This window comes from Candidatus Limimorpha sp. (genome assembly GCF_056203535.1).
Map to the genome: position 1 here is coordinate 26,455 of NZ_JBADWU010000058.1, position 21,902 is coordinate 48,356.

Annotated in this window: 17 protein-coding genes; 6 read left to right on the forward strand and 11 right to left on the reverse strand. The window is 45.8% G+C overall.

Annotated elements, in window-relative coordinates; genetic code table 11:
* Positions 1–231: 231 nt before the first annotated feature.
* The 4 genes from AC06MN_RS06940 to AC06MN_RS06955 all read right to left on the reverse strand — a co-directional run bounded on the left by AC06MN_RS06940 (position 232) and on the right by AC06MN_RS06955 (position 6,210).
* Positions 232–1,734: a TrkH family potassium uptake protein gene (locus AC06MN_RS06940; RefSeq protein ID WP_475671629.1), complete on the reverse strand. Its 1,503-nt coding sequence runs from the start codon at positions 1,732–1,734 to the stop codon at positions 232–234.
* A gap of 412 nt (positions 1,735–2,146) precedes the next feature.
* Positions 2,147–2,599 (reverse strand): DUF2750 domain-containing protein, encoded by a 453-nt coding sequence (locus tag AC06MN_RS06945; protein ID WP_475671630.1) that lies wholly within the window; start codon positions 2,597–2,599, stop codon positions 2,147–2,149.
* Between the two features lie 80 nt (positions 2,600–2,679).
* Entirely contained in the window at positions 2,680–4,635 is a 1,956-nt protein-coding gene (gene yidC / locus AC06MN_RS06950; protein WP_475671631.1) for a membrane protein insertase YidC, read from the reverse strand.
* A 117-nt stretch (positions 4,636–4,752) separates the two neighbouring features.
* Positions 4,753–6,210, reverse strand: a complete 1,458-nt coding sequence (locus AC06MN_RS06955) for a glyceraldehyde-3-phosphate dehydrogenase (RefSeq protein WP_475671632.1) — start codon at positions 6,208–6,210, stop codon at positions 4,753–4,755.
* 557 nt (positions 6,211–6,767) lie between these two features.
* On the opposite strand from AC06MN_RS06955, the gene AC06MN_RS06960 reads away from it, so the two are divergent.
* Positions 6,768–7,898, forward strand: a complete 1,131-nt coding sequence (locus AC06MN_RS06960) for a T9SS type A sorting domain-containing protein (protein WP_475671633.1) — start codon at positions 6,768–6,770, stop codon at positions 7,896–7,898.
* Positions 7,899–7,993: 95 nt separating this feature from the next.
* Positions 7,994–9,196 (forward strand): exo-beta-N-acetylmuramidase NamZ family protein, encoded by a 1,203-nt coding sequence (locus AC06MN_RS06965; RefSeq protein WP_475671634.1) that lies wholly within the window; start codon positions 7,994–7,996, stop codon positions 9,194–9,196.
* Between the two features lie 128 nt (positions 9,197–9,324).
* Here the strand turns inward: AC06MN_RS06965 and rplT are convergent, their stop codons facing one another.
* The 4 genes from rplT to thrS all read right to left on the reverse strand — a co-directional run bounded on the left by rplT (position 9,325) and on the right by thrS (position 12,696).
* Positions 9,325–9,669 carry a 50S ribosomal protein L20 gene (gene rplT, locus AC06MN_RS06970; RefSeq protein WP_475671635.1) on the reverse strand — a complete coding sequence of 115 codons (345 nt, stop codon included), beginning with the start codon at positions 9,667–9,669 and terminating at the stop codon, positions 9,325–9,327.
* A 76-nt stretch (positions 9,670–9,745) separates the two neighbouring features.
* The gene (gene rpmI / locus AC06MN_RS06975; protein WP_475671636.1) at positions 9,746–9,940 is read right to left on the reverse strand and encodes a 50S ribosomal protein L35; all 195 of its coding nucleotides are present in this window, start codon (positions 9,938–9,940) and stop codon (positions 9,746–9,748) included.
* Between the two features lie 32 nt (positions 9,941–9,972).
* Positions 9,973–10,533: a translation initiation factor IF-3 gene (gene infC, locus AC06MN_RS06980; protein WP_475671692.1), complete on the reverse strand. Its 561-nt coding sequence runs from the start codon at positions 10,531–10,533 to the stop codon at positions 9,973–9,975.
* Positions 10,534–10,755: 222 nt separating this feature from the next.
* Positions 10,756–12,696 carry a threonine--tRNA ligase gene (gene thrS, locus AC06MN_RS06985; protein WP_475671637.1) on the reverse strand — a complete coding sequence of 647 codons (1,941 nt, stop codon included), beginning with the start codon at positions 12,694–12,696 and terminating at the stop codon, positions 10,756–10,758.
* Between the two features lie 110 nt (positions 12,697–12,806).
* Between thrS and AC06MN_RS06990 the strand changes: the two genes are divergently transcribed.
* From AC06MN_RS06990 to AC06MN_RS07005, 4 genes are all read left to right on the forward strand, one after another.
* Entirely contained in the window at positions 12,807–15,635 is a 2,829-nt protein-coding gene (locus AC06MN_RS06990; RefSeq protein WP_475671638.1) for a C10 family peptidase, read from the forward strand.
* A 28-nt stretch (positions 15,636–15,663) separates the two neighbouring features.
* Positions 15,664–17,034: a choice-of-anchor J domain-containing protein gene (locus AC06MN_RS06995; protein WP_475671639.1), complete on the forward strand. Its 1,371-nt coding sequence runs from the start codon at positions 15,664–15,666 to the stop codon at positions 17,032–17,034.
* A gap of 168 nt (positions 17,035–17,202) precedes the next feature.
* A complete protein-coding gene (locus tag AC06MN_RS07000; protein ID WP_475671640.1) occupies positions 17,203–18,501 on the forward strand; it encodes a C45 family peptidase in 1,299 nt (432 codons plus the stop codon).
* A gap of 23 nt (positions 18,502–18,524) precedes the next feature.
* The gene (locus AC06MN_RS07005) at positions 18,525–19,814 is read left to right on the forward strand and encodes a linear amide C-N hydrolase (RefSeq protein ID WP_475671641.1); all 1,290 of its coding nucleotides are present in this window, start codon (positions 18,525–18,527) and stop codon (positions 19,812–19,814) included.
* A gap of 278 nt (positions 19,815–20,092) precedes the next feature.
* Here the strand turns inward: AC06MN_RS07005 and AC06MN_RS07010 are convergent, their stop codons facing one another.
* The 3 genes from AC06MN_RS07010 to AC06MN_RS07020 all read right to left on the reverse strand — a co-directional run bounded on the left by AC06MN_RS07010 (position 20,093) and on the right by AC06MN_RS07020 (position 21,745).
* Complete coding sequence (locus AC06MN_RS07010; protein WP_475671642.1) at positions 20,093–20,503, reverse strand: FKBP-type peptidyl-prolyl cis-trans isomerase; 411 nt, start codon at positions 20,501–20,503, stop codon at positions 20,093–20,095.
* 87 nt (positions 20,504–20,590) lie between these two features.
* Entirely contained in the window at positions 20,591–20,749 is a 159-nt protein-coding gene (locus tag AC06MN_RS07015; protein ID WP_475671643.1) for a hypothetical protein, read from the reverse strand.
* Positions 20,750–20,839: 90 nt separating this feature from the next.
* A complete protein-coding gene (locus AC06MN_RS07020; RefSeq protein WP_475671644.1) occupies positions 20,840–21,745 on the reverse strand; it encodes an EamA family transporter in 906 nt (301 codons plus the stop codon).
* Between the last annotated feature and the right edge of the window lie 157 nt (positions 21,746–21,902).

Below are 21,902 nucleotides of genomic sequence, written 5' to 3' on the forward strand. Positions count from 1 at the left end.
CCAAGAGATCCTGCAAGCCTAATTTGACACCATTCCAAGAGTTTTTTGTTGATTGTTTTTGAAGCAATTGATTATTAAGCAATTGCAAACACAAAAAAATCAAGATAAAAATAGCAGGGGAAAAAGGCTTTTTGAATCGACTTTAAAAGAAAGTTTTTTCACCAATCCACCATGCAAATTCCCCAAACCTTTGAATCAATACTTTTCTCTCTTCCAATCCGCAACTCCTAATCACAACGATTTCCAGAAATTACGGGTGAAAAGCATGAATACGGTAAAGATTTCGAGACGGCCAAGCAACATATCGAGGGAAAGAATCCATTTTGCGGCAGCGGGGACAGCGGCAAAGGTGCCGTCAGGACCTGTCAAACCTGAACCAGGGCCAAAATTGCTGAAGCAAGTCAGAAATGCCGACATCGAATCATTCAGGCTCAAGCCTGCGGCTGACAACAAAACCATATTCCCCATAAACACCAAGATAAACAAAGAGAAGAAAATACACACCTGACGGACCGACGATGTTTCGACTGGTTGTTTCGAAATCTTCAAAATATACATGCCTGTCGGATGAATACATTCTTTCACAGCCATCTTCATGTATTTGTACAACACAATGATACGGATCACTTTGATACCGCCACTCGTAGAACCAGCGCAACCTCCAGTAATCATCAGGAAAAACGTGATTACCAAAAACATAAGCCCCCAACTGTCATAATTGAAGTTTTCCGCCTGATAGCCCGTATTGGATAGCAAGGTGGCCACATGGAACAGCGAAGTGCGCAATTTGTCCTGCCAATTTTGCGGCATACCAGCCAGCTGTTCTTCGGTGACGGCATTGAAATTTCCAGCAAACTGAAACAGACAAAAGAAAATCACAACAGACACCAGAATCATCTGGATATAGCAACGGAATTCCTCATTTCGGAAAACCAAGTCTAAACGGCGGGTAAAGGCAAAGTGATAAATAGCAAAATTAATGCCTGACAGAATCATAAACAGACTGCAAATGTACTCAATATAAGACGATTGGAAATAGCCGATGCTGGCCTGATGCGTACTGAAACCACCCGTTGCGACCGTAGTCAAGGCATGGCAAACAGCATCGAAAACACTCATGTTGCCAAGCCAATAGCAAAAAGCGCACATTGCCGTGAGAATGATATAGATAATCCAAAGGCTGCGTGCCGTATTCTGCATTTTTGGTGACAGTTTCTCGACACTCAAGCCTGGCGCTTCAGCAGCAAAAAGAACCATTTTTTTCGATCCTTTTGCAATTGAAGGAATGAAAGCCAAGGTAAAGACCACAATGCCCAAGCCGCCTAACCATTGCATCAGGCTACGCCAAAACAAAATGCCATGTGGCTGACTGTCAATATTTTCAATCACTGTTGCACCTGTCGTGGAAAATCCAGACATGGTCTCAAAGAAAGCATCCGAGACATTATCGATAGTTCCATAAAGGAGGAACGGTATCATGCCAAACGCCGAAAACACGACCCATGAAAATGTGACAACCTGAAACGAGTCTTTCAATCTCAAAGGCCGGCTGTTTTTTCTGATGCCCAACAAATAAAGGACAGTGCCCAAAACAAGGCAAGCCGCCGCCGGAATGAGGAAACAATTCAAATCCGTCTCATTCGCCACACTATTGTAATAGAATGACACGCCCGCTGTTATAGCCAATGCAGCGGCCTCAATAAACAGAAGAACACCGAACAGTTTACTCCTCATTTGTGGACTATTTGATTTTTAGACAATTGGACGTTTTGATCGTTTGACATTTTAGACTTTCGGACTATTTTACTATTTAGACTATTAGACTTTTTGATTTTTTGAATGCAGGAATGAGGTTTCAGGATTTCGAGATTGTATGATTACTTTGAGCTTTCAATTATTATCCTTCCATTTCAAGAGGTCAATGTTTATACAAATATCATTTCCTTTTCCATTCCAAGACGCGATAAATCGCGTCTCTACACCTAACATATACCATCTCCCTTCGACAAGCTCAGGAAGCTAAACACTCTCTATTTCAACTTTTTACTTTAAACAATTCCCAATTCATGCATTTCTTCCCTTTCACCTTTCGGACGCACGCAGTGCGTCCCTACTCCTAACTCCTCATTCCCCACTCCTAACTCCTTTAAAACTCATGCGCCCAGCCTTCGCCATAATCGAAGCCATCGACGACACTGCCTTTTGACTTGCCTTTTGGCTTTGCCTCAGGCTCATCTTCCTCATCGTCTTCTTCCTCAATATAGGAATGGTCATCATATTGCTTTGCCCATTTGCCAAAATTTGCAGAAGCAATGGCCGTGATTTCACCATCTTTTTCTGGCGAAACGGCAATGTCGATTTCGTCGCGCGACAATTCCTTCAACCACACTACGAGTTCCGAGAAACCAATTTCGGTCACTTTGTAACCTTCCCAATCGTCTATGGCTGAGTTCTTTGCCAATGTTTCACTTTCCCAAACTGGAATATAGGAATTGCCATTGTCGTCTTCCAACATGGCAAACATGCCTTCCATGGCTTGCAGCAGCCAAACCTTGCGCGTTTCGGTGATGGCTGCAATGAAATCTTCAAGTTTATTCATTTCTTTTCTTCTTTTATGGCCGCAAAAATAGCAAAAAAGCCGACCAAATTGTCGGCTTTCTTGAATTGTCGATTGAAATCTTATCTTCTCTGCTGTTGTTGAAGTTTCTGCTGCTGTTTCTGAGCTTCTTCCAAACGTTTCTGGAAGTTCGATTTCTTCACGGGTTTCTTCTTGTTCTTTTCAATCGTAGCACGAACCTTGTCTTCATCAATCATCTTGCGGAAGACGAACATCTGAATGAAAGTGATGATGTTGACGAGCATATAATAATAGCTCAAGCCAGCCGAATAGTTGTTGAAAATGCCGAAGAACATGATTGGCATGAGATACATCATCCATTTCATCGGTTTCATCGACGGGTTTGACGAGACATCCATCTGCTTGTTATTCACGTATGTATAAATGAAAGTGGTGATGGTCATCAACAGGCAGAACAAGCTGATGTGATCCATGCCAAGGAATCTTGGAAAATCGACGATGCTGTCGTAGGTTGAAAGGTCGTCGCACCAAAGGAATGGCTGCTGACGCAGTTCGATACTGGCCGGGAAGAAACGGAACACGGCAAACAAAATCGGCATCTGCAACAAGGCTGGGATACAACCCGACGACGGACTTGCTCCCGCCTGACGCTGCAATTCCATCACTGCCTGTTGCTTCTTCAGGGCATCTTCTTCCTTAGGATATTTTGCATTGATGGCATCCATTTCGGGTTTCAGCACGCGGGTGATAGCCGATGATTTGTAGGATTTGAATGCGAACGGGAACAAGACTGTCTTAATCAAAATGGTAAGTATCAGAATCACAATACCGTAACTCCATCCGTAGGAACTCAGCCAGTTGAATACTGCAATGACACCATAGTTAATCCAACGGATCAGGAAGAACTTACCCAAATTGATTTGATGCTGCATACCTAAGCCGTAGCTTCTCAAGGTCTTGAAATGGTTAGGGCCGAAATACAACGACATGGCAATATCGTTTTGTTCGGCATTGACATCAATCGGCACTTCTACATTGGCCGACATGGTTTTGAAATAACGCGGATTGTTCGACTTGTTGGTGCGGACTTCCATGTTGGCGCTTTCGAATTCATCCTTGGCAACCAGCACGTTGCAGAAGAAACGCTGTTTGAACGAAATCCATTTCAGTTTGGTGTGAACGGCTTCTTCACTGTCCTTGAATTCATCCAGATGGTCGACATCCTTGTCGTTCAGCGGACGGTAATAAACCGATTCGCCTGAGAAACGGTCGGCTGATTTTTCCTGTTTCATCAAATCGACATTCCATTCGATGGACATGTAGTTGGCATTCGTGGCAAGAATGTCTTTCATGCCAATGGTGCGAATGTCAAAATCCATCATGTAGTTGTCGTGATGAATGGTATAGACGAAATCGATGTACTTGCTGTTATTGACGCTGCCGTCCAGATTGTCAGTCATCAATCGCATGGTGACCATCACACTATCTTCCGGCTGGGTCATCAGGTCTCCCCCATCCCAAGGCTGTCCGTTGACAAAAGGCTTGAAATAGAACTGCGAAGAGTTGATGGTGCGGTTCTGCGAGAAGAAGGCCAAATCGAAAATGGCAGTCGTTGGGTCGAATGAAATCAAAGGCAGACTGTCGTAAGTCTTGTATTCCTTCAATTCCACTTGCTTCAGGAAACCGCCTTTTGTGCTGAAAGTCAGGCGTTGCAACTGGTTTTCAACGGTGAAAGTCTGTTCCTCGCCCGTGGCTGCATTGGCGAAAACGCCGAATTTGTCGCGCAAGGCATTGAATTGTGCCTGGGCTAAAAATGCCGAATCAGCAATCGTGTCGGATTGCATCAAATTCTGAATGGCCGTCAGCGAATCATTGGCTCTTTGCAATTCGGCTGCACGGATTGAGTCGAGTTGCGCTTCTGCGATACGCACCTGACGGATAGAGTCTTGCACATGCTGCTGACGGGCAAGTTCCTCTTTGGAAGGGGTCATCCACATCATCCAGCCAAATAGGATGGCGGCAATGAGAATGAAACCGATTAAACTGTTTTTGTTCATTATAAATCGCTTTTTCCGAAATAAGATGCAAAGATAGGAAAAAAAACATTGGGCACCCTTCCGATGCCCAATGTTTTTCAATGAAGCTGGTCTTATCTTAGCTTACAGCTCAAAAAATCAATAATATCTGTAGCTCTTCACCTGACCGATGTGGCGTGCAAGGCGGATGACCTGGTTGCTGTAGCCGAACTCGTTATCGTACCATAAGTAAAGGATAACGGTCTTGCCATCAGCACTGACCTTGGTGGCAGGAGCATCGAAGATGCAGGCGCATGAATCGCCGATACCATCAGATGAAACGAATTCCGTCGACTGACTGAAACGGATCTGTTCGATAAGATTACCTTCGAGGCAAGCCTTACGGAACATTTCGTTCACTTCCTCAACGTTGGTTTCGCGGTCGATGTCGAGAGCCAAAACTGCCAATGAGACATCAGGCGTAGGAACGCGGACAGCGTTGCTGGTGAGTTTGCCCTTCAGTTCAGGCAATGCCTTTGCAGCAGCCTTGCCGGCACCTGTTTCGGTGATAACCATGTTCAAGGCAGCTGAACGGCCACGACGTTCTTTCTTGTGGTAGTTGTCCAGCAGGTTCTGGTCATTGGTGTATGAGTGAATGGTTTCGATGTGACCCTTGATAATGCCAAAGTTGTTCATAATCACCTGCAAGCCAGGAACGATGGCATTGGTGGTGCATGATGCTGCCGAGAAAATCTTTTCATTTTCAAGGTCGAGTGTGCCTTGGTTGACGCCATAAACCACATTCGGAATGTCGCCCTTACCAGGAGCTGTCAGCAACACCTTGGCAACGCCCTTCGACTGGAGGTGACGGGCCAACGATTCTCTGTCGCGGAATGCACCGGTGTTATCAATAAGGAGTGCATCATGGATGCCGTAGGCTTCGTAATCCATATCTTCAGGATTCTTCGATTCAAGGAAGAGAATCTTCTGACCGTTGACCATCATGGCGTTTTCCTCAATCAGAGGACGGCAGACACCGTGGAAATAGCCATGCACTGAGTCGGTGCGGAACAAGCTGATACGCTTTGCGATATCTTCAGGAGAATTTTTGCGGGTGACGATGGCGCGGACACGCAAGGTGGTGCCGTTACCAGCCATTTCCGTCATTTCGCGGCAAAGGATACGACCGATACGGCCAAAACCGTAAAGAATGACATCCTGAGTCTTGTTGCTACGCGGATTGACATCGATGAAATCCTTGAGTTTGTCGCGGACAAAATCGGTGACGTTGTTGTTATACTTTTCCTTTTCGTCGGTCCATTCTGAGTTCAGACGGCCTATATCAATACGGGCAGGAGCAATGTTTTCGGCCAGCATAGCCTTGGCAATCAGCAGTGAATCCTGCACGCGGACCGGTTTTCCAAGGACATCTTCTGCACGGAGGTGCTTGTTCAAAATCTTACCTGAACCACGGTTCACCAACAGTGAACGCAACAGAATCAGTTCGATTGATTTGTCGTACCAAAGTTTACCAACGATGTTAATGAACTCATTAGCAGCCTTTTCGTTCTCATTCCATTTATGGAGAGAGCTTTCGTATGTTTCATTATTTTCCATGATAGTGTGTTTTAATTGATGATTATTTTAATGACACTTTATAATACTTGCAAAAGTAAGGAATTAAATCAAACAACAATGTTAAATTTCAAAAAATAAGAAATTTTTACGCAATAAAATGAGGATTTGACTTATGGACTATTAGACAATTTGACTTTTTGACTATTGGACTTCATGGTTGACAAAGGTAAAGTTCTACAGACACTTTGGATAGGATGACAAGACAGTGTCATCCCGATTGGATTTGCCGTAATGGAATAGGCGGAAATCAAATGTCAAATTCCATCCAAAACGCATGAAAAAGCCCTGAAATGAGCGGTTGTGAATTTCAACTCGACATAATGTTTTGTCTCAAGGTTTTGCAAGTTTTGCGAAACCTCAAGCCAAAAGCACTGCCAAGAACCTCTATTTTTCGGCATTTCGCCTGAAGTAAAACAATCACCGATTTCTTCGGCAAGCCGAACCCGTGCAATTATTTTCAATAAAATCAAACATTTCTCAATTATTTATTACTTTTGCAGAAATTAAATCACAATACAAATCAAAACACATTCATCATGAAAAAAAATCTACTCCTTTTGATTTTGGCCTTGGTGCCATGCTATCTGCTTCAGGCACAGTCGTTTTTCTTAGACAGCTATTATTCCGATGATGGTTTCGACCGCGTCCAGTACTACTACAATAACGACAACCTGTTGGAATCCTACTATGTCGTTTCGGGCGTTTCCGGCGACAACGAGCAATTCATCGACTCGCTGTATTACGATGAGCGCGGCAACGTGATTCGCGTCAACTCATACCAATACTACAACGACCAATGGATTTTTCCATGCTACATCGAATACACCTATGACGACAAAAACAACCGCACCAGCCGCACCAACTACAACGATTTCGGTAGCGGCCACGAAATTCAAGGCGTCTACACCTATTTTTATGAAGACGACGTGCTAACTCGCTACGAAATGACCCTCGGCGGCAGCCTCCTCATGCGCGGCACCTACACCTACAACGCCCAGGGCCTTCTCGATGAACTCATCGAAGAAGTTTACAGCTCATGGATGTACACTTGGGAAAACTCCTCAAAGACCAAGCACACCTACGATGCCAACGGCAACGAAACCCAAACCGCCTACTATTATTGGGATTATTCGTGGGTTCCGGAATCAGTCGTCAACCGCACTTTCGATGAAAACAACAACTGCATGATCCGTGAACAAATCTACAACGGCACGGTTGCCGACAGGGTTTCTTACGTTTACGATTATGATTACAGCATCAACGACTGCCTCATGCCTTATCACCCGGAACCATCCTACACTTGGGACGATTTCCGTGGCAACAAGCCAATCGGCTTCGGCTGGGAAACTGCCGACGATGGCGGGACATTGGTTTACATCTGCGACTACATCTTTGAGTACGGCGAGTTGGACGATGCCGTCAGTGCAAATTTCGTCAAACCTGAGATGGCTCTGATTTTCCCTAATCCTACCGATGGCGAACTGAACATCAGCCTCGATGGACTCAAGCGTGTTGAGATCCTCGATGTCAACGGCAAGCTGGTCATGCAAAGCGATGCCAACGGCAAAATGCTGAAAATGAACGTCTCAGGATTGGCTTCAGGTCTCTATTTCGTCAAGTCATACAACGGACAGACTTGGACCATGAATAAAATTCAGGTGAAATAATAAGTTTTGGCATAAAAATCGATAAAAACAGTTCAAAATGGTTCAAATGCTTTATTCAAAACTTGAACCATTTTGAACTTTTTAATTTTCCGAATATGAAACGTGTATTTTTCTTGATTTCAACGCTGCTCATAATTTGCAGCACAAGCCTCAAGGCTCAAATCTTCAAATTGGACGAAGGTCAAAAGATTGCTTTCGTTCCGAAGGAACAGTATGTGTCGGCAGCCCAGCAAATGGACAATTACCTACCGCTTTTAAAAGGTAAAAAGGTCGGCGTTGTTGGCAACCAAACCAGCCTTGTAGGGGCGACGCATCTCGTTGACACACTGATTGCAAAAGGTGTCAACATTAAGAAAATCTACACGCCTGAACATGGATTCCGTGGCACTGCCGATGCCGGAGCCAAAGTCAACAATGGAAAGGACGAAAAAACGGGACTTCCTATAGTCTCACTTTATGGCAAGACCAAGAAACCCACGCCCGAAATGTTGCAAGGCATCGATGTGGTTTTATTTGACTTACAGGATGTCGGGGTGCGTTTCTACACCTACATTTCCACCCTTGCATACATCATGGAAGCCGCTGCCGAAAACAATATTCCAGTCATTGTTTTGGACCGTCCGAATCCAAACGGATTTTATGTCGATGGACCTGTCTTGAAATCAGAAAACAAATCATTTGTCGGAATGCACGCAGTGCCAGTGGTTTACAGCATGACAATAGGCGAATACGGCAAAATGGCAAACGGCGAAAGATGGCTGAAAAACGGCGTGCAATGCGATTTGACGGTGATACCTATTAATAATTACAACCGCAACACCATTTACGAACTGCCCGTGAAGCCATCACCCAACCTGCCCAATTGGGAATCAGTTTACCTCTATCCCACCCTCTGCTTTTTCGAAGGCAGCATCGTCAGCGTGGGACGCGGCACCGAAACGCCTTTCCAGATTTTCGGTCATCCGAATATGCGCGGCGAGTATAGTTTTACGCCAAAAAGCACCTCTGGCGCTTCAAAGCCTTTGTTGGAAGGTCAGCGCTGCCGTGGCGAAAACCTTGTTGAGTTTGCGCATGGCTACGCCTTTAACGTCAACCAATTGCATCTGGAATGGATCATCGAAGCCTACCAGCAACTCAACGACAAGGATTTCTTCACCAGCTATTTCAATCTGCTTTCAGGCGACAAGAAACTTCGCAGCCAAATCGAACAAGGTTTAAGTGCCGACGAAATCCGCGCCAGCTGGAAAGACGAGATTGATGCCTTTATGAAAATCAGGAACAAGTATTTGATGTATTGAGGTATAAAGGACACCTACTATTGATTCATTTGTAAAAATCAGCATTATAAACATACAAAAAGCCTCGGCAAAATGCCGAGGCTTCATTGTTGTTATCGTTAAGACAATAACGCTTTGCCGAGGTAAGATTACTGAATCTTTTCGACGATAGCCTTGAAAGCTTCCGGATTGTTCAGAGCCAGGTCGGCGAGAACCTTGCGGTTGATTTCGATGCCGCTCTTGTTGAGCTTGTCCATGAACACGCTGTAAGACATGCCATATTCACGGATGGCTGCATTGATACGGACGATCCACAGGCTGCGGAATTCGCGTTTCTTGTTCTTTCTGTCGCGATAAGCGTAAGTTTGACCCTTTTCGTAAGAGTTCTTCGCCACAGTCCAGACATTCTTTCTTGTACCGAACTGACCTTTGGTCTTTTTCAGGATTTTCTTGCGTCTAGCTCTTGAAGCTACTGCATTGACTGATCTTGTCATTTTTCAATTTTTTTCGTCCAGCGCCTCGCCCTTTTCGAGAACTTTTCTGCTGAGACAAAGTTAAACATTTAATTAATTACAGTTGAAGCATTGCTTTTACGTTCTTTTCATCAGCGCTTTCAACGATAGCGGTGTGATCCAAGTTACGTTTTCTCTTCTGGCTCTTCTTGGTCAGAATGTGGCCATGATAAGCATGCTTTCTTTTCAGTTTACCGGAGCCTGTCAATTGGAAACGTTTCTTAGCGCCGGATTTTGACTTCATTTTAGGCATTTTACAAATATTTTAAATCGGTTAAAAATGAGTTATTTCTTTGTCGTTTTAGGAGCTATCATCATCAGCATGCGCTTTCCTTCAAGTTTCGGCATCGATTCGACCTTTCCGAATTCCTCAAGTGCCTGCGCAAACTTCAGCATCATGATTTCACCCTGCTCCTTGTAGACGATGGAACGTCCCTTGAAGAACACCTGGACTTTCACCTTTGCGCCCTCTTGCAGGAAACGCTTGGCATGGTTCAGTTTGAACTCGAAATCGTGATCATCGGTCTGACCCGTGAGATGGATTTCCTTCACCACGACCTTTGTGGCCTTGGCCTTGAGTTCCTTCTGCTTTTTCTTCTGGTCGAAAATGAACTTCTTGTAGTCCATTGCCTTACAGACCGGAGGATTGGAGTCTGGAGAAATCTCGACTAAGTCAACGCCGAGTTCTTCGACAATCCTCAAAGCCTCTTTGATTGGATAGATGTTGGTTTCAACGCCCTCACCTACTAACCTGACCATCGGGGCCTTGATTTCTTCGTTCACCCGATGCTGATCTTCGTCCTTGCCTTTAGCTGGCTTCTGCGAAGGTTTTCCTTTTGGTGGAATCTGTGCTATGGTAGTAATCTCCTATAATTTAGTTATACTTTTGTTGTCAGTCTTCTGTCGTGCTAAGTATTCAGTTTAAAAGTTCAAAATTGTTCAAAAGTTCAAATATTTCCACTTCGTTCACCGTTTCGACAATCTCAACGAACTAAATACCCCTAACTCCTAACTCCTAATTCCTAACTTTTATACTTTCAACTTTAACGCTTTCCGACTATCAACTTTTTATCTCTTATTTCTTTCGTCCTCAACTTGCTTGTTAATCATAGCTGCAAAGTCTTCGACGCTCATCGAGCCGAGATCGACCTGACCGTGACGGCGGACCGAAACCGAATTTTCGGCTTCTTCCTTTTCACCGACGATGACCATGTAAGGATATTTCTTCATTTCGGCATCGCGGATCTTACGACCGATCTTTTCGTTTCTCTCATCAATGAGGGCGCGAATATCGGACTTTTTCAGATACGATTGCAAATTTTGTGCAAAATTCATGTATTTTTCGCTCACAGGGAGGATTATCAGCTGATCTGGAGCCAGCCAAAGCGGAAATTCGCCTGCGCAATGCTCTAACAAGACAGCCACGAAACGCTCCATGGAACCGAATGGTGCTCTGTGAATCATGACCGGACGGTGCTTTTCGTTGTCAGCGCCGATGTAGGTCAAATCGAAACGTTCAGGCAGGTTGTAGTCGACCTGAATGGTGCCCAACTGCCATTTACGTCCGATGGCATCCTTCACCATGAAGTCGAGCTTCGGGCCATAGAAAGCAGCTTCACCGTATTCGACGTGTGCCGGCAGACCTTTTTCCTGACATGCTTCCTGGATAGCGGCTTCAGCCTTTGCCCAGTTTTCGTCAGTGCCTACGTATTTTTCATGGTTGTTAGGGTCACGGAGCGATATTTGAGCTTCAAAGTTCTTGAAATCAAGAGCCTTGAAGATGATTTCGATGATTTCCATCACGCGGATGAACTCGTCTTTCACCTGGTCGGGACGGCAGAAAATGTGAGCATCGTCCTGAGTGAATGAACGCACGCGGGTCAAGCCGTGCAATTCGCCGCTCTGTTCGTAACGGTACACGGTACCGAATTCAGCGATACGGACCGGCATGTCCTTGTATGAACGCGGCTTCCACTTGAAGATTTGGCAGTGGTGAGGGCAGTTCATCGGCTTCAGCAAGTATTCTTCGCCTTCTTCAGGAGTGGTGATTGGGCGGAAACTGTCGGCGCCGTAGTGCTCCCAGTGACCTGATGTCACATAAAGCTGTTTGCCACCGATATGTGGAGTAATGACCTGTTCGTAACCATAATCCTGCTGAATCTTAGTCAGATAATCCTGCAGACGCAGACGCAATGCAGTACCTTTTGGCAACCAAATCGGAAGACCTTTACCCACCAATTCGTTGAACATAAAGAGTTCCAGCTCACGGCCCAGCTTACGGTGGTCGCGTTTCTTGGCCTCTTCAAGGAGGACAAGATATTCATCCAATTCCTTCTGCTTCGGGAAAGTGATACCGTAGACACGGGTCAACTGCTTGCGCTTTTCATCGCCACGCCAATATGCGCCAGCGAGTGAAGTCAGCTTCACGGCCTTAATAAAACTCGTGTTCGGAATATGTGGTCCACGGCAAAGGTCGGTGAAATCGCCATTCTTATAATAGGTGATGGTGCCGTCTTCCAATTCGGAAATCAGTTCCACCTTATATTCGTCGCCTTTGTCGGAGAAATGCTTCAAAGCCTCTTCCTTTGTAACGTCAATGCGTTCAAAGGTCTGCTTCTGGCGTGCCAGTTCAAGCATCTTCTTTTCAATGTTGACGAGGTCGGCTTCAGTCAAAGTGATGTCGCCAGTATCAATGTCATAATAGAAACCGTTATCGATTGAAGGGCCGATGCCGAATTTCACACCTTTATATAATTGCTCGATGGCAGCAGCCATCAAGTGGGCTGATGAGTGCCACATAGCGGCTTTGCCTTCAGGGTCATCCCAAGTAAAGAGTTGGATTTCAGCATCTTCGTTGATGGCGCGGGTTGCGTCCCATTTCTTACCATTCACGCTGGCTGCCAACACGTTGCGAGCCAAGCCTTCGCTAATGCTCTTAGCGATGTCCAATGGCGAAACGCCTGCTTCGTACTGTCTGACGCTCTTGTCAGGAAATGTTATATTAATCATAATAGGTATACCTGTTTTGAAAACGGCTGCAAAAGTACAACTTTTTTCATTACGTAAACGTTTTCAAGTCAGATTTTAAACTACATTTGCAGCACAAAATCACGACACTAATGAAACGGACATTTTTACTTCTTTTTCTGGTTTTGGCAGCCATTTCCATTCAGGCACAAAACAAAACCGACAACAAGCAATCAGTTCAAGCCTTCGCAAAAAGCAATTTGCAACTGCAAGCAAATGAAATTCAGGCTATTGAAAACAACACATTTTCAATTTACAACATCGACAATCAAGGTTTCATCATAACCTCCAACAGCAAAAACCTTCCTCCTATCCTCGCCTATTCCGACAATTCCATATTTCCGAGCCTTGAAGATGCGCCCGAAAACATCAAATGGTGGATGGAGCAATATGAGGAAATGAGCCGTTATGCCGATGAACATCCCGAACTGACGCCCGATTTCATCAAGCAACAATGGAACGATTTTGAGAATGGTAGACTTCTTATTAATAAAAGAGGTGTCAATCCGTTGGTTCATACACTTTGGAACCAGGACTGCTACTACAACGAATATTGCCCGACGGCCTGGGGCGGGCCTTGCAACCGCGTGTATGCCGGCTGCGTGGCGTGCGCCATGGCTCAGGTGATGAAATACCACAACCACCCCAAGCAAGGCTATGGCACACACTCCTACAATCATGGCAGTTACGGCCAGCAAAGCGCCAATTTTGGTGAAACTACCTACGATTGGGACAACATGCCCGACGAAATCTTTTCGCACAACGATGCCATTGCCACGCTGATGTACCATTGCGGCGTGAGCGTCAACATGGACTACAGCCCGAGCGGCAGCGGTGCACAGTCGAAAGATGTGGAAACCGCCTTGCGCAGTTATTTCGGTTATTGCAGCGCAACCTACAGAGAGCGCTCGAAATACGAGTTCGAAGAATGGCGCGACATGGTGCGTAACGAACTCGACAATGCACGTCCCATTTATTATTCCGGCACCAACAGCAGCACAGGCCACGCCTTTGTCCTCGATGGCTACAATGCCAGCGACTACTACCATTTCAACTGGGGCTGGAGCGGCTACAGCAACGGCTATTATTCGCTTTATGATGTGAACGGTTGGACCAACAACCAGACTATGGTCGTCAACATCAGGCCGATGGTCATCAACAGCGACGAAAACGGCATCATTTATGTCAGCCCCGACGGACAAGGCGACGGTTCCTCTTGGGAAAATGCCACATCGGAATTGCATTTCGCCAACGCCCGCAGCATCAACGGAGTAAGAATCTGGGTCAAGAAAGGCATCTATTACGGTGATGACACCGACCCCGAAAATGCCTTCAGCATCACCTACGGCAATCGCATCTACGGCAGTTTCAACGGTGACGAAGCCCCTGACTACGACCTCTCGCAACGCGATTTCGTCAACAACGCTTCCATCCTTGATGGCCAGAGCGCGAAACGCGTCTTGAACCAAGCATCCGCTTTCAATGCAGGAACAGCCGCCGTTTGGGACGGTTTCACCATCACCAATGGCGCAACGGGATCAGGAGCAGGCGTTTATCTCAACGATTATGTCACCCTTTCCAATTGCATCATCGACAACAATCACGCTGACATTTACGGCGGTGGCATCTACATCAATGCGGCTTCAGGCAATAGCAAAGTAATCATTTCGAACTGCACCATCACCAACAACACCACTTCCATAGGTGCTGGTATATGCGACCGTTACGGAACCGTTTTCTCCAACTGCATCATTTGCAACAACACGGCTTCCACCAAAGGTGGAGGCTTGTATATATACAACAATGCCGAACCCACTTTGAAAGGCTGCATCGTCAGCAATAACACCGCTAAAAACGGCGCCGGCATGTATGCCCGAGGCAAAATGACGGTCACAAACTGCAATTTCGTGATGAACGACGCCCTTGAATCGTCGGGCGGCATTTTCAGCGAAAACCGTTACAGCAAATACACGAACTGCATCGTTTGGGGCAACAAAGCCAACGGCACTGACAATCAGATTGTCGGTGAAATGAAAGCCGACTATTGCGCCGTTCAAGGCAATTATGAAGGCGAAAACATGATAATTTTGTCCGCTGAAAACAAAGGCGAAACGCCAGAAAATTTCGTCCGTTTCGCACAACCCACCGAAGGCGCAGGCGCCGAATATCACGATGCCGACTGGAGCCTCATGCCACGCAGCATCTGCCTCAATGCCGGCAAACTAAACACCACAGGTTTAGGCGAAAACGACCTTTTCGGCAATTTCCGCATCCAAAACGGACGCATTGAAATAGGCGCTTACGAAAGTTGTTCGCCGCTCAACGTGATTGACCTCATCACTTGCGGCAGTACCTACAATTTCAATGGCACGATTCTCACAGAACCAGGCTATTACACAACGGCTTACGAGACTGCTTTCTGCGACAGCATCGTCGGTCTGAACCTGACTTTCAATCCTTCTTCAATGGAAGTCACGATTTCAGGCAGCACACAAATCAATTTTGGCGAAAGCACCACCTTGACTGCCAACGGCGCTGACACTTACCTTTGGTCGACAGGCGAAACAACGGCATCCATCACCGTTTCGCCTACCCAAACGACCACCTACACCGTGACAGGCTACAACGAAGAAGGCTGCGAAGCACAAGCCGCTGTTACCGTTGAAGTGAAGTTTTCCGACGTTGCCGAAAACAGCGTTGATGCCAAAGTCTACCCCAACCCGACAAAAGGCAATATAACCATTGAAGCCAATAACTTGCAGCATGTCACAATATCAAACATACTTGGACAGATGTTTTACGATGCTGCTTCCAACAGCGACAGCATGACACTCGACCTGACACAGTTTGGCAACGGCATCTTCATCGTCCGCATTTCCAATAATAATGGCACTTGTGTGAGACGCATAAGCGTTGAATGACAATAAGACAATTTATAAATCATACATCATGAGAAAGATTGCAACCACACTTTTCCTTATCCTCGTCTTTGCCTTCGGCACGATGAAGGCTCAGAACATTGAAAACCTTTACGTTTCAGCCACAGGCTGGGCGCAATGGGACGAACTTGAAAATGCCGACGGCTATATGGTCCGCATCGACAACCAACAGGAATTCGAGATTGAAAAGCACTACTTTCAACACCAAGTGAATGATTTCCAAGATGGTGAAAGACACAACATCATGGTAGCTTCTATCTTTGACGGCACCATTGGCAACTTTTCCAGTTTTGACTGGATTTATTCCTCATGCGAACATTACGAAGGCTTCGTCAGCGTCCCACAAGGCGGATGGCAAGGCGACGACATCGTGCTCAACTGGGAACTGCCACAATCGCCTCAGGACGACAGTTTCTTTGAAAGTTTCGAAAGCGGCATTCCGCAGAATTGGGGACTCATCGATGCCGATGGCGACAACCACTGGTGGTACCTCGCCTCAGTGTTCATGCCAGCCCCACAATACACATTCTTCCCTCACACTGGCGAAGACATGATTTGCTCAGAGAGTTTCAGCAACATGATTGGTGTTGGTGCACTGCATCCCGACAATTACATCGTCACTCATAAAGTTCATGTTGCCGAAAGTTCCGCATTCAGCTTTTGGGCTTGCGCACAAGATGCTAGCTACCCATTTGAGCATTTCGGAGTTGCCGTTTCTTCAGAGAGCCAGACTAATCCCGCCGATTTCACCATGTTACATGAATGGACACTTTCTGCCAAAGACAGCCGCAACGGCACCTGGTATCAATACACCGTTGATCTCAGCGCTTATGCCGGCCAAGAAGTATATATCGCCATCCGCCATTTCAACTGCACCGACCAGTTTTACCTCAATGTGGATGATGTGGAATTCAGCAACAATGGAACCTCAGCAGCAGGAATCATCGGAACGCTTATCATCCGCGACGGCGAGTCGTACGACATCGTCCCTGGCGATACCAACTCCTATACTGATGTCGCCCCAGACCACATCGATCATGAATACAATCTGCGCGTTATATACGACGGTGAAGAAAGCGATTTCACGCATTTTGCCATGAGCTGCGAAGAGATCGTCCTTGTGTCCGACCCGACCGATGTGGATGAAAACAACTACAACCGAATCTCAGTATTTCCAAATCCAGCCATCGATGCCGTCACCATCCAATGCGAAGACATACAGCAAGTCACAATCTTCAACAGCATCGGACAAATGATGTTCACATCGGAAGCCAATGGCAACCAATTGCAGATAGACCTCAGCGATTTTCCTGCCGGATATTATTTCATTCAGACACGAAACACACAGGGCGTGATGATGCAGAAAATGGCTATCAAATAGATTTCAGCAAGATTATAACAAGCAACCAAAAATTATTGTATTTTCGCAACCTAATATGAGACGTATAGGTCTCGCATCGTCAAAGCCAGATAATGGGTTCTGCTGGCTCGGGCGGTGAAGTCAAACAAATAGGACCCATCTAATCAATTCATGAAAAGAATTTATTTTATGATTATCAGCGTTTTTGCCATCGCATTGGCAGGCTGTAGAAAGTCAGACGACACAAACGTAATTGAAGGAACTGTCATCACGGAATTGCGTTCCCATACGGAAAAGTCGCCCAACCCGATGAATGTTAACAACTATAAGCTGGCAAAGTCCAAAGAGACCTTGGAATCGCTCACCCATGTGTCGAAAAACCGTTTGTTCTACATGGACTATTTGGCAGATTTTCCTATGGAGGCACTTTGCAAGACTGGTAGCGCCCGCTACACGTCTGATGCCGCCTTGGAAGGCGAAAAAATGTTTTATACCGATTATTTGGACTTGCTGTATCATGAACACGCTGACCCGATTCCTATGGATGACCCCTTGGTTTGTTCCTCTTTCGTATGTAAGAATGAGAAGAACGACAACCTTCTCTGTCAAAATATGGATGGCGCAGGTGGAAGCATCATAGCACTTTACCAGCAGCCCAGACCTGGCAAATATGGCTTTGTGTCGTTGTCAAGCACCATTTACAACGGAGTCAGAGTGGCGCCTGAATATCTGAACGATGGATGCCTGATGGACGGAAAAACGGATCTTTCTTACCTTCTCACCCAGCATATCGCCGACCTGGGCGGAATGAACGACCAAGGCCTGTGCTATTGCATGTTGCAGCTGCCTCCGATGCAGAGACCTGACGATTACGACTCAACGAGTACGCAGCCACATATCACCGTAGAGAACAAGAGCGGCAACTATTCGCTGCCACAACTGATCTATCCGTCTTTGTACTATATGGTGATCACACGCTGCGCCACGGTACGTGATGTCGAAGACATGCTGCGTAACGATTTCGACTTCACTCACCTTAATTATATCATGAACGGACATCTGCTCATAGCCGACGCCACCGGCGACTATGCCGTCTTCGAGTATTGGAACGACTCACTCTATGTCTTGCGGGCAGATGAGCGCAGGGCGATATTGGGAAGCACTTCCCTTGTCATTCCTTTTGAATACAACAGTATGGAGAATTATTATTGCAATCTGGAAGCGACCAATACATATATGCAGGATAAATGGCAATACGCATTCAGTGCCAAAGTCCGCGTCGGGCACATGATGAATTCATACAGACCTGTCATGAGCGAATTCGAAGCACTCAAATGCTTGCAGGAAGGCACCTACGCCATCGAGTATCCAGGTAAATTGACCAATTATTCCGCCGTTTATAATGCCAACCAGCGCACCGTGCTCTTCAATGTACACAACGACATGTCAGAGGCCTTCACCATCGACTTGAAGAAAGATTTTAAATAGAAACACCAATAATAATTACAACTATGAAAAAAGTATTGTTTACGCTCGCCCTACTTATAGTAGTGGCATACATTTCATCTTGTCGCAAGGACGACATGGAGAAATTCTCCGCCGAAGAAATTGAGGAATACAACTTCCAACAAATCCCTGTCACGAAAATCAACGACTATCTCTTTGAGGTGACAAACAGCGACTTCTATACAAGTTACATTTTCAATCCGTATTCCGTTGGAGATGAATTTAATGGACTTTCAACATGGCATGGTGTGTGTACCGGCATACGTAACGGCGACCTCGTAGGCCGTAACCTCGACTGGGAATGCTCCGAAAAACCAGAGTTCGTTGTGCGCATCCCTGCCAGCAAAGACCGTCATGCATCCATCGGCATTTGCAATTCAAATATGGTGAAACATGCGCCTCTGGAGGGATGGCTGTCACAGATGCTTGTCAACGACATTTCAAACAACTGCTTTGACGGTGTCAACGACTGCGGCGTCTCATGCGTCTCATTGGTGGTGCATTTCGCTGACGACATTCAGGAAACAGTCAATGGCACAAATGATTCTCCGACAGCCTTTACGCTGCATTGCGCAAATGTCGTACGCTATATCCTGGACAAGGCTTCGTCGGCCAAGGAGGGCGTTGAACTCCTAAAGGCGGCGAACATCTATGGTTATTTGGGAGAATATTCCTTCCACTGGATGATTTGCGATGAAAGGGAAAGCTATTTCGTCGAACTTATTCACGCAAAGGTTGTAGCGACAAAGGTGGAAGAAAATGCCATAGCAAGCTTTGCCAAGCCGATTATCACCAATTTCTACGTGCTTAAGGAACTCAGCGAGCAAAAAGTTCCATGTGGTGTGGAACGCTACAACATCCTTGAAGCCAACTATGGCAACGCCACAAGCGTTCAAGGTATGTTTGAGACACTTGAAAAGGTCAGGTATTCACGCAAGTACGACGGAAAGGATCCTTCAACACTTGCAAATGGCGAGCAAGACCCGAACTGGTATTCGGAATTTCTTGCACACATGCCGAACTATGACGACGTTTATGGCGCTCCTCTCTATAACGAATATCCAAAGGACGAAACCGAAAAACAAAAATTGTGGGAGACCATCATAAGCAAGGACATTGAACGCAACGCCATCTCCAAGTTCCCCAATCCTCGTAAAAATCCTATGTCTGCATGGACATGCCATTCAGCAGTCTATAATATCAAGGAACGCTCGTTACAATTGGTTATTGGCGAGGAGTACAACAACATCATCCCTTCAGCCAGTACTTCATTCAAACTTGACAGCAGCAACTGATAGCTTGAAGGATTTGTAAACCGAAGAGATAAATCGGTGCAATTTACGTTTATTAGAATAAATGGAAAAGCCTTGGCCAACCGGTCAAGGCTTTTTCTGTATAACATAAACATATACCCAACCTCCACCCCATGTCAATCAGCGGAATTTATGCGCCGTACCCTGAACAGAGCCGAAGGGGGCACATTTATAATTTACTGACTAATTCCGTTTAATCTGTATAATTTGTAGTTTTTTTTCAATATAAATCAGCGAAATCTGCGGTTTCGATAAACAGATTACCCTGCCGCAGCAATCAAGAGGATCTCGAAAATCAGGGTCGAATTGGCGGGAATCTCGCCTGCATTGCGGTTGCCATAACCCATCTCAGCCGGGATGTAAACCATCCAGCGGTCGCCGATGTGCATGCTCAGCAAGGCCATCTGGAAGCCGCCAATCAGTTCATACACGCGGAAACTCTCAGGATAATTACGCTCAAAAGCATCGTCAAAAACCTTCCCGTTGATGAGCGAACCTTTGTAGCGCACCGTAACGATGCTCTCGTTTCTCACTCGCGTACGGTTATGGCCATCGCCCGATGCCAAGACCTTGTAAAGCACGCCATTACCTAATTCCTTGACACCTTCTTCCTTGCGGATTTCTTCAAGAAACTGTTCGTTTTGAAGTCTGTATTGTTCTCTTTTATTCATTTTTATTGATGTTTGTTGTTTGACTGCCACCTATCAGAGACGCGATAAATCGCCGTCTCTACTAACGCTTCGCACATCTTTCAACTTTCAACTCTCCACTTTTCCACTCTCCACTTTCACCTTCCTCAAATCTAACAAGTTAATCGGATTACTTCCCAACCCCTCTACTCTCTTGTTGACGAAACGCAGAACCTCGTCGTAAAAAAGCGGCACGATGGGCGCGTCTTCCATCATCAGGGCATCCATCTGGCGGTAATAGGCGGCACGCTCATTAGCATCGGTGCAAGCATTGCGCTACGTTGATACGGGGCTAAGCAACCCTTATGATTATTTTCCTTAGACGCAAAGGAAAGCCAATGCCGTCAAGACCATCAGGAGCGGAATAATCTTGCTCCTGATATTTTTTTCCTTGAAACATAAGGCTCCGTATGAAAACGAAACAACAAGGCGTACACCATTGAGAATCAACGGAATGATAACCATGATGGCTGCTTCCTGACTCAAGCCGGAAAGATAAATGCAGTCGGCCACCGAAACAAAAACCGCCATGACTACGATGCTCCAACGCCACTCGAACGGATGTTCCTTGCGACGCTTCCACCACACGCACAAAATGAACACCGTCATCAATATGAATAGATAAACGGAGTACCAAGACTGCACCGTGACAGGAGCCATGTGTTGCTTGCTCAACAAAAACTTATCGTAGATACCGCTAATTGCCACAATTACAGCAGATAGCAGAAGCATGATGACCCATTTGTTCGACTCGAACTTGATACCTTCCCGCTTGCCCGACTTGTTCATCAAATAAAAGGAAACTATGGCTAACACGACGCCAATCCTCTGATTTACACTCAAATGTTCCTGAAACACCATCAGCAGCAACAGCAACGATATAGCCGGTCTCAACTGATTGATTGGGCCAACCACGGTTATAGGCAGATTCTTCATCGCCGAATAACTGAAAACCCACGAAATCATAATCATAAAAGCCTTTCCCAAAATCAGAAGATGATTTTTAAAAGGAATCGATTCGACATAAAAATTGGTCAGAAAGCCATCGGAAAACCACTGCGGCTGATAATGAGACAACAAAATGAAAGGCAAGAATATAAGCGCACTCACTAAAGTACTGAAAAACAGCACTGGAGCAATTGCATTTGCATTGACCGACTTCTTTTTAAAAATGTCATAAAAGCCTAATAGAAAGGCCGATATTAAGGATAATGTGATCCACATGTCATTGCTTGTTTGCGGCTGCAAAGGTAGTGTTTATTAGGGAACGGTGGCAAATTGGAGGGGATTATTTTGGGGAGATGTTTGCGTTGCTTTTAGCCGTTAGCTGTTAGCTTTTAGACTTTGGCTTTTGGCTTTTAGCCGTTAGCCATTAACAAAA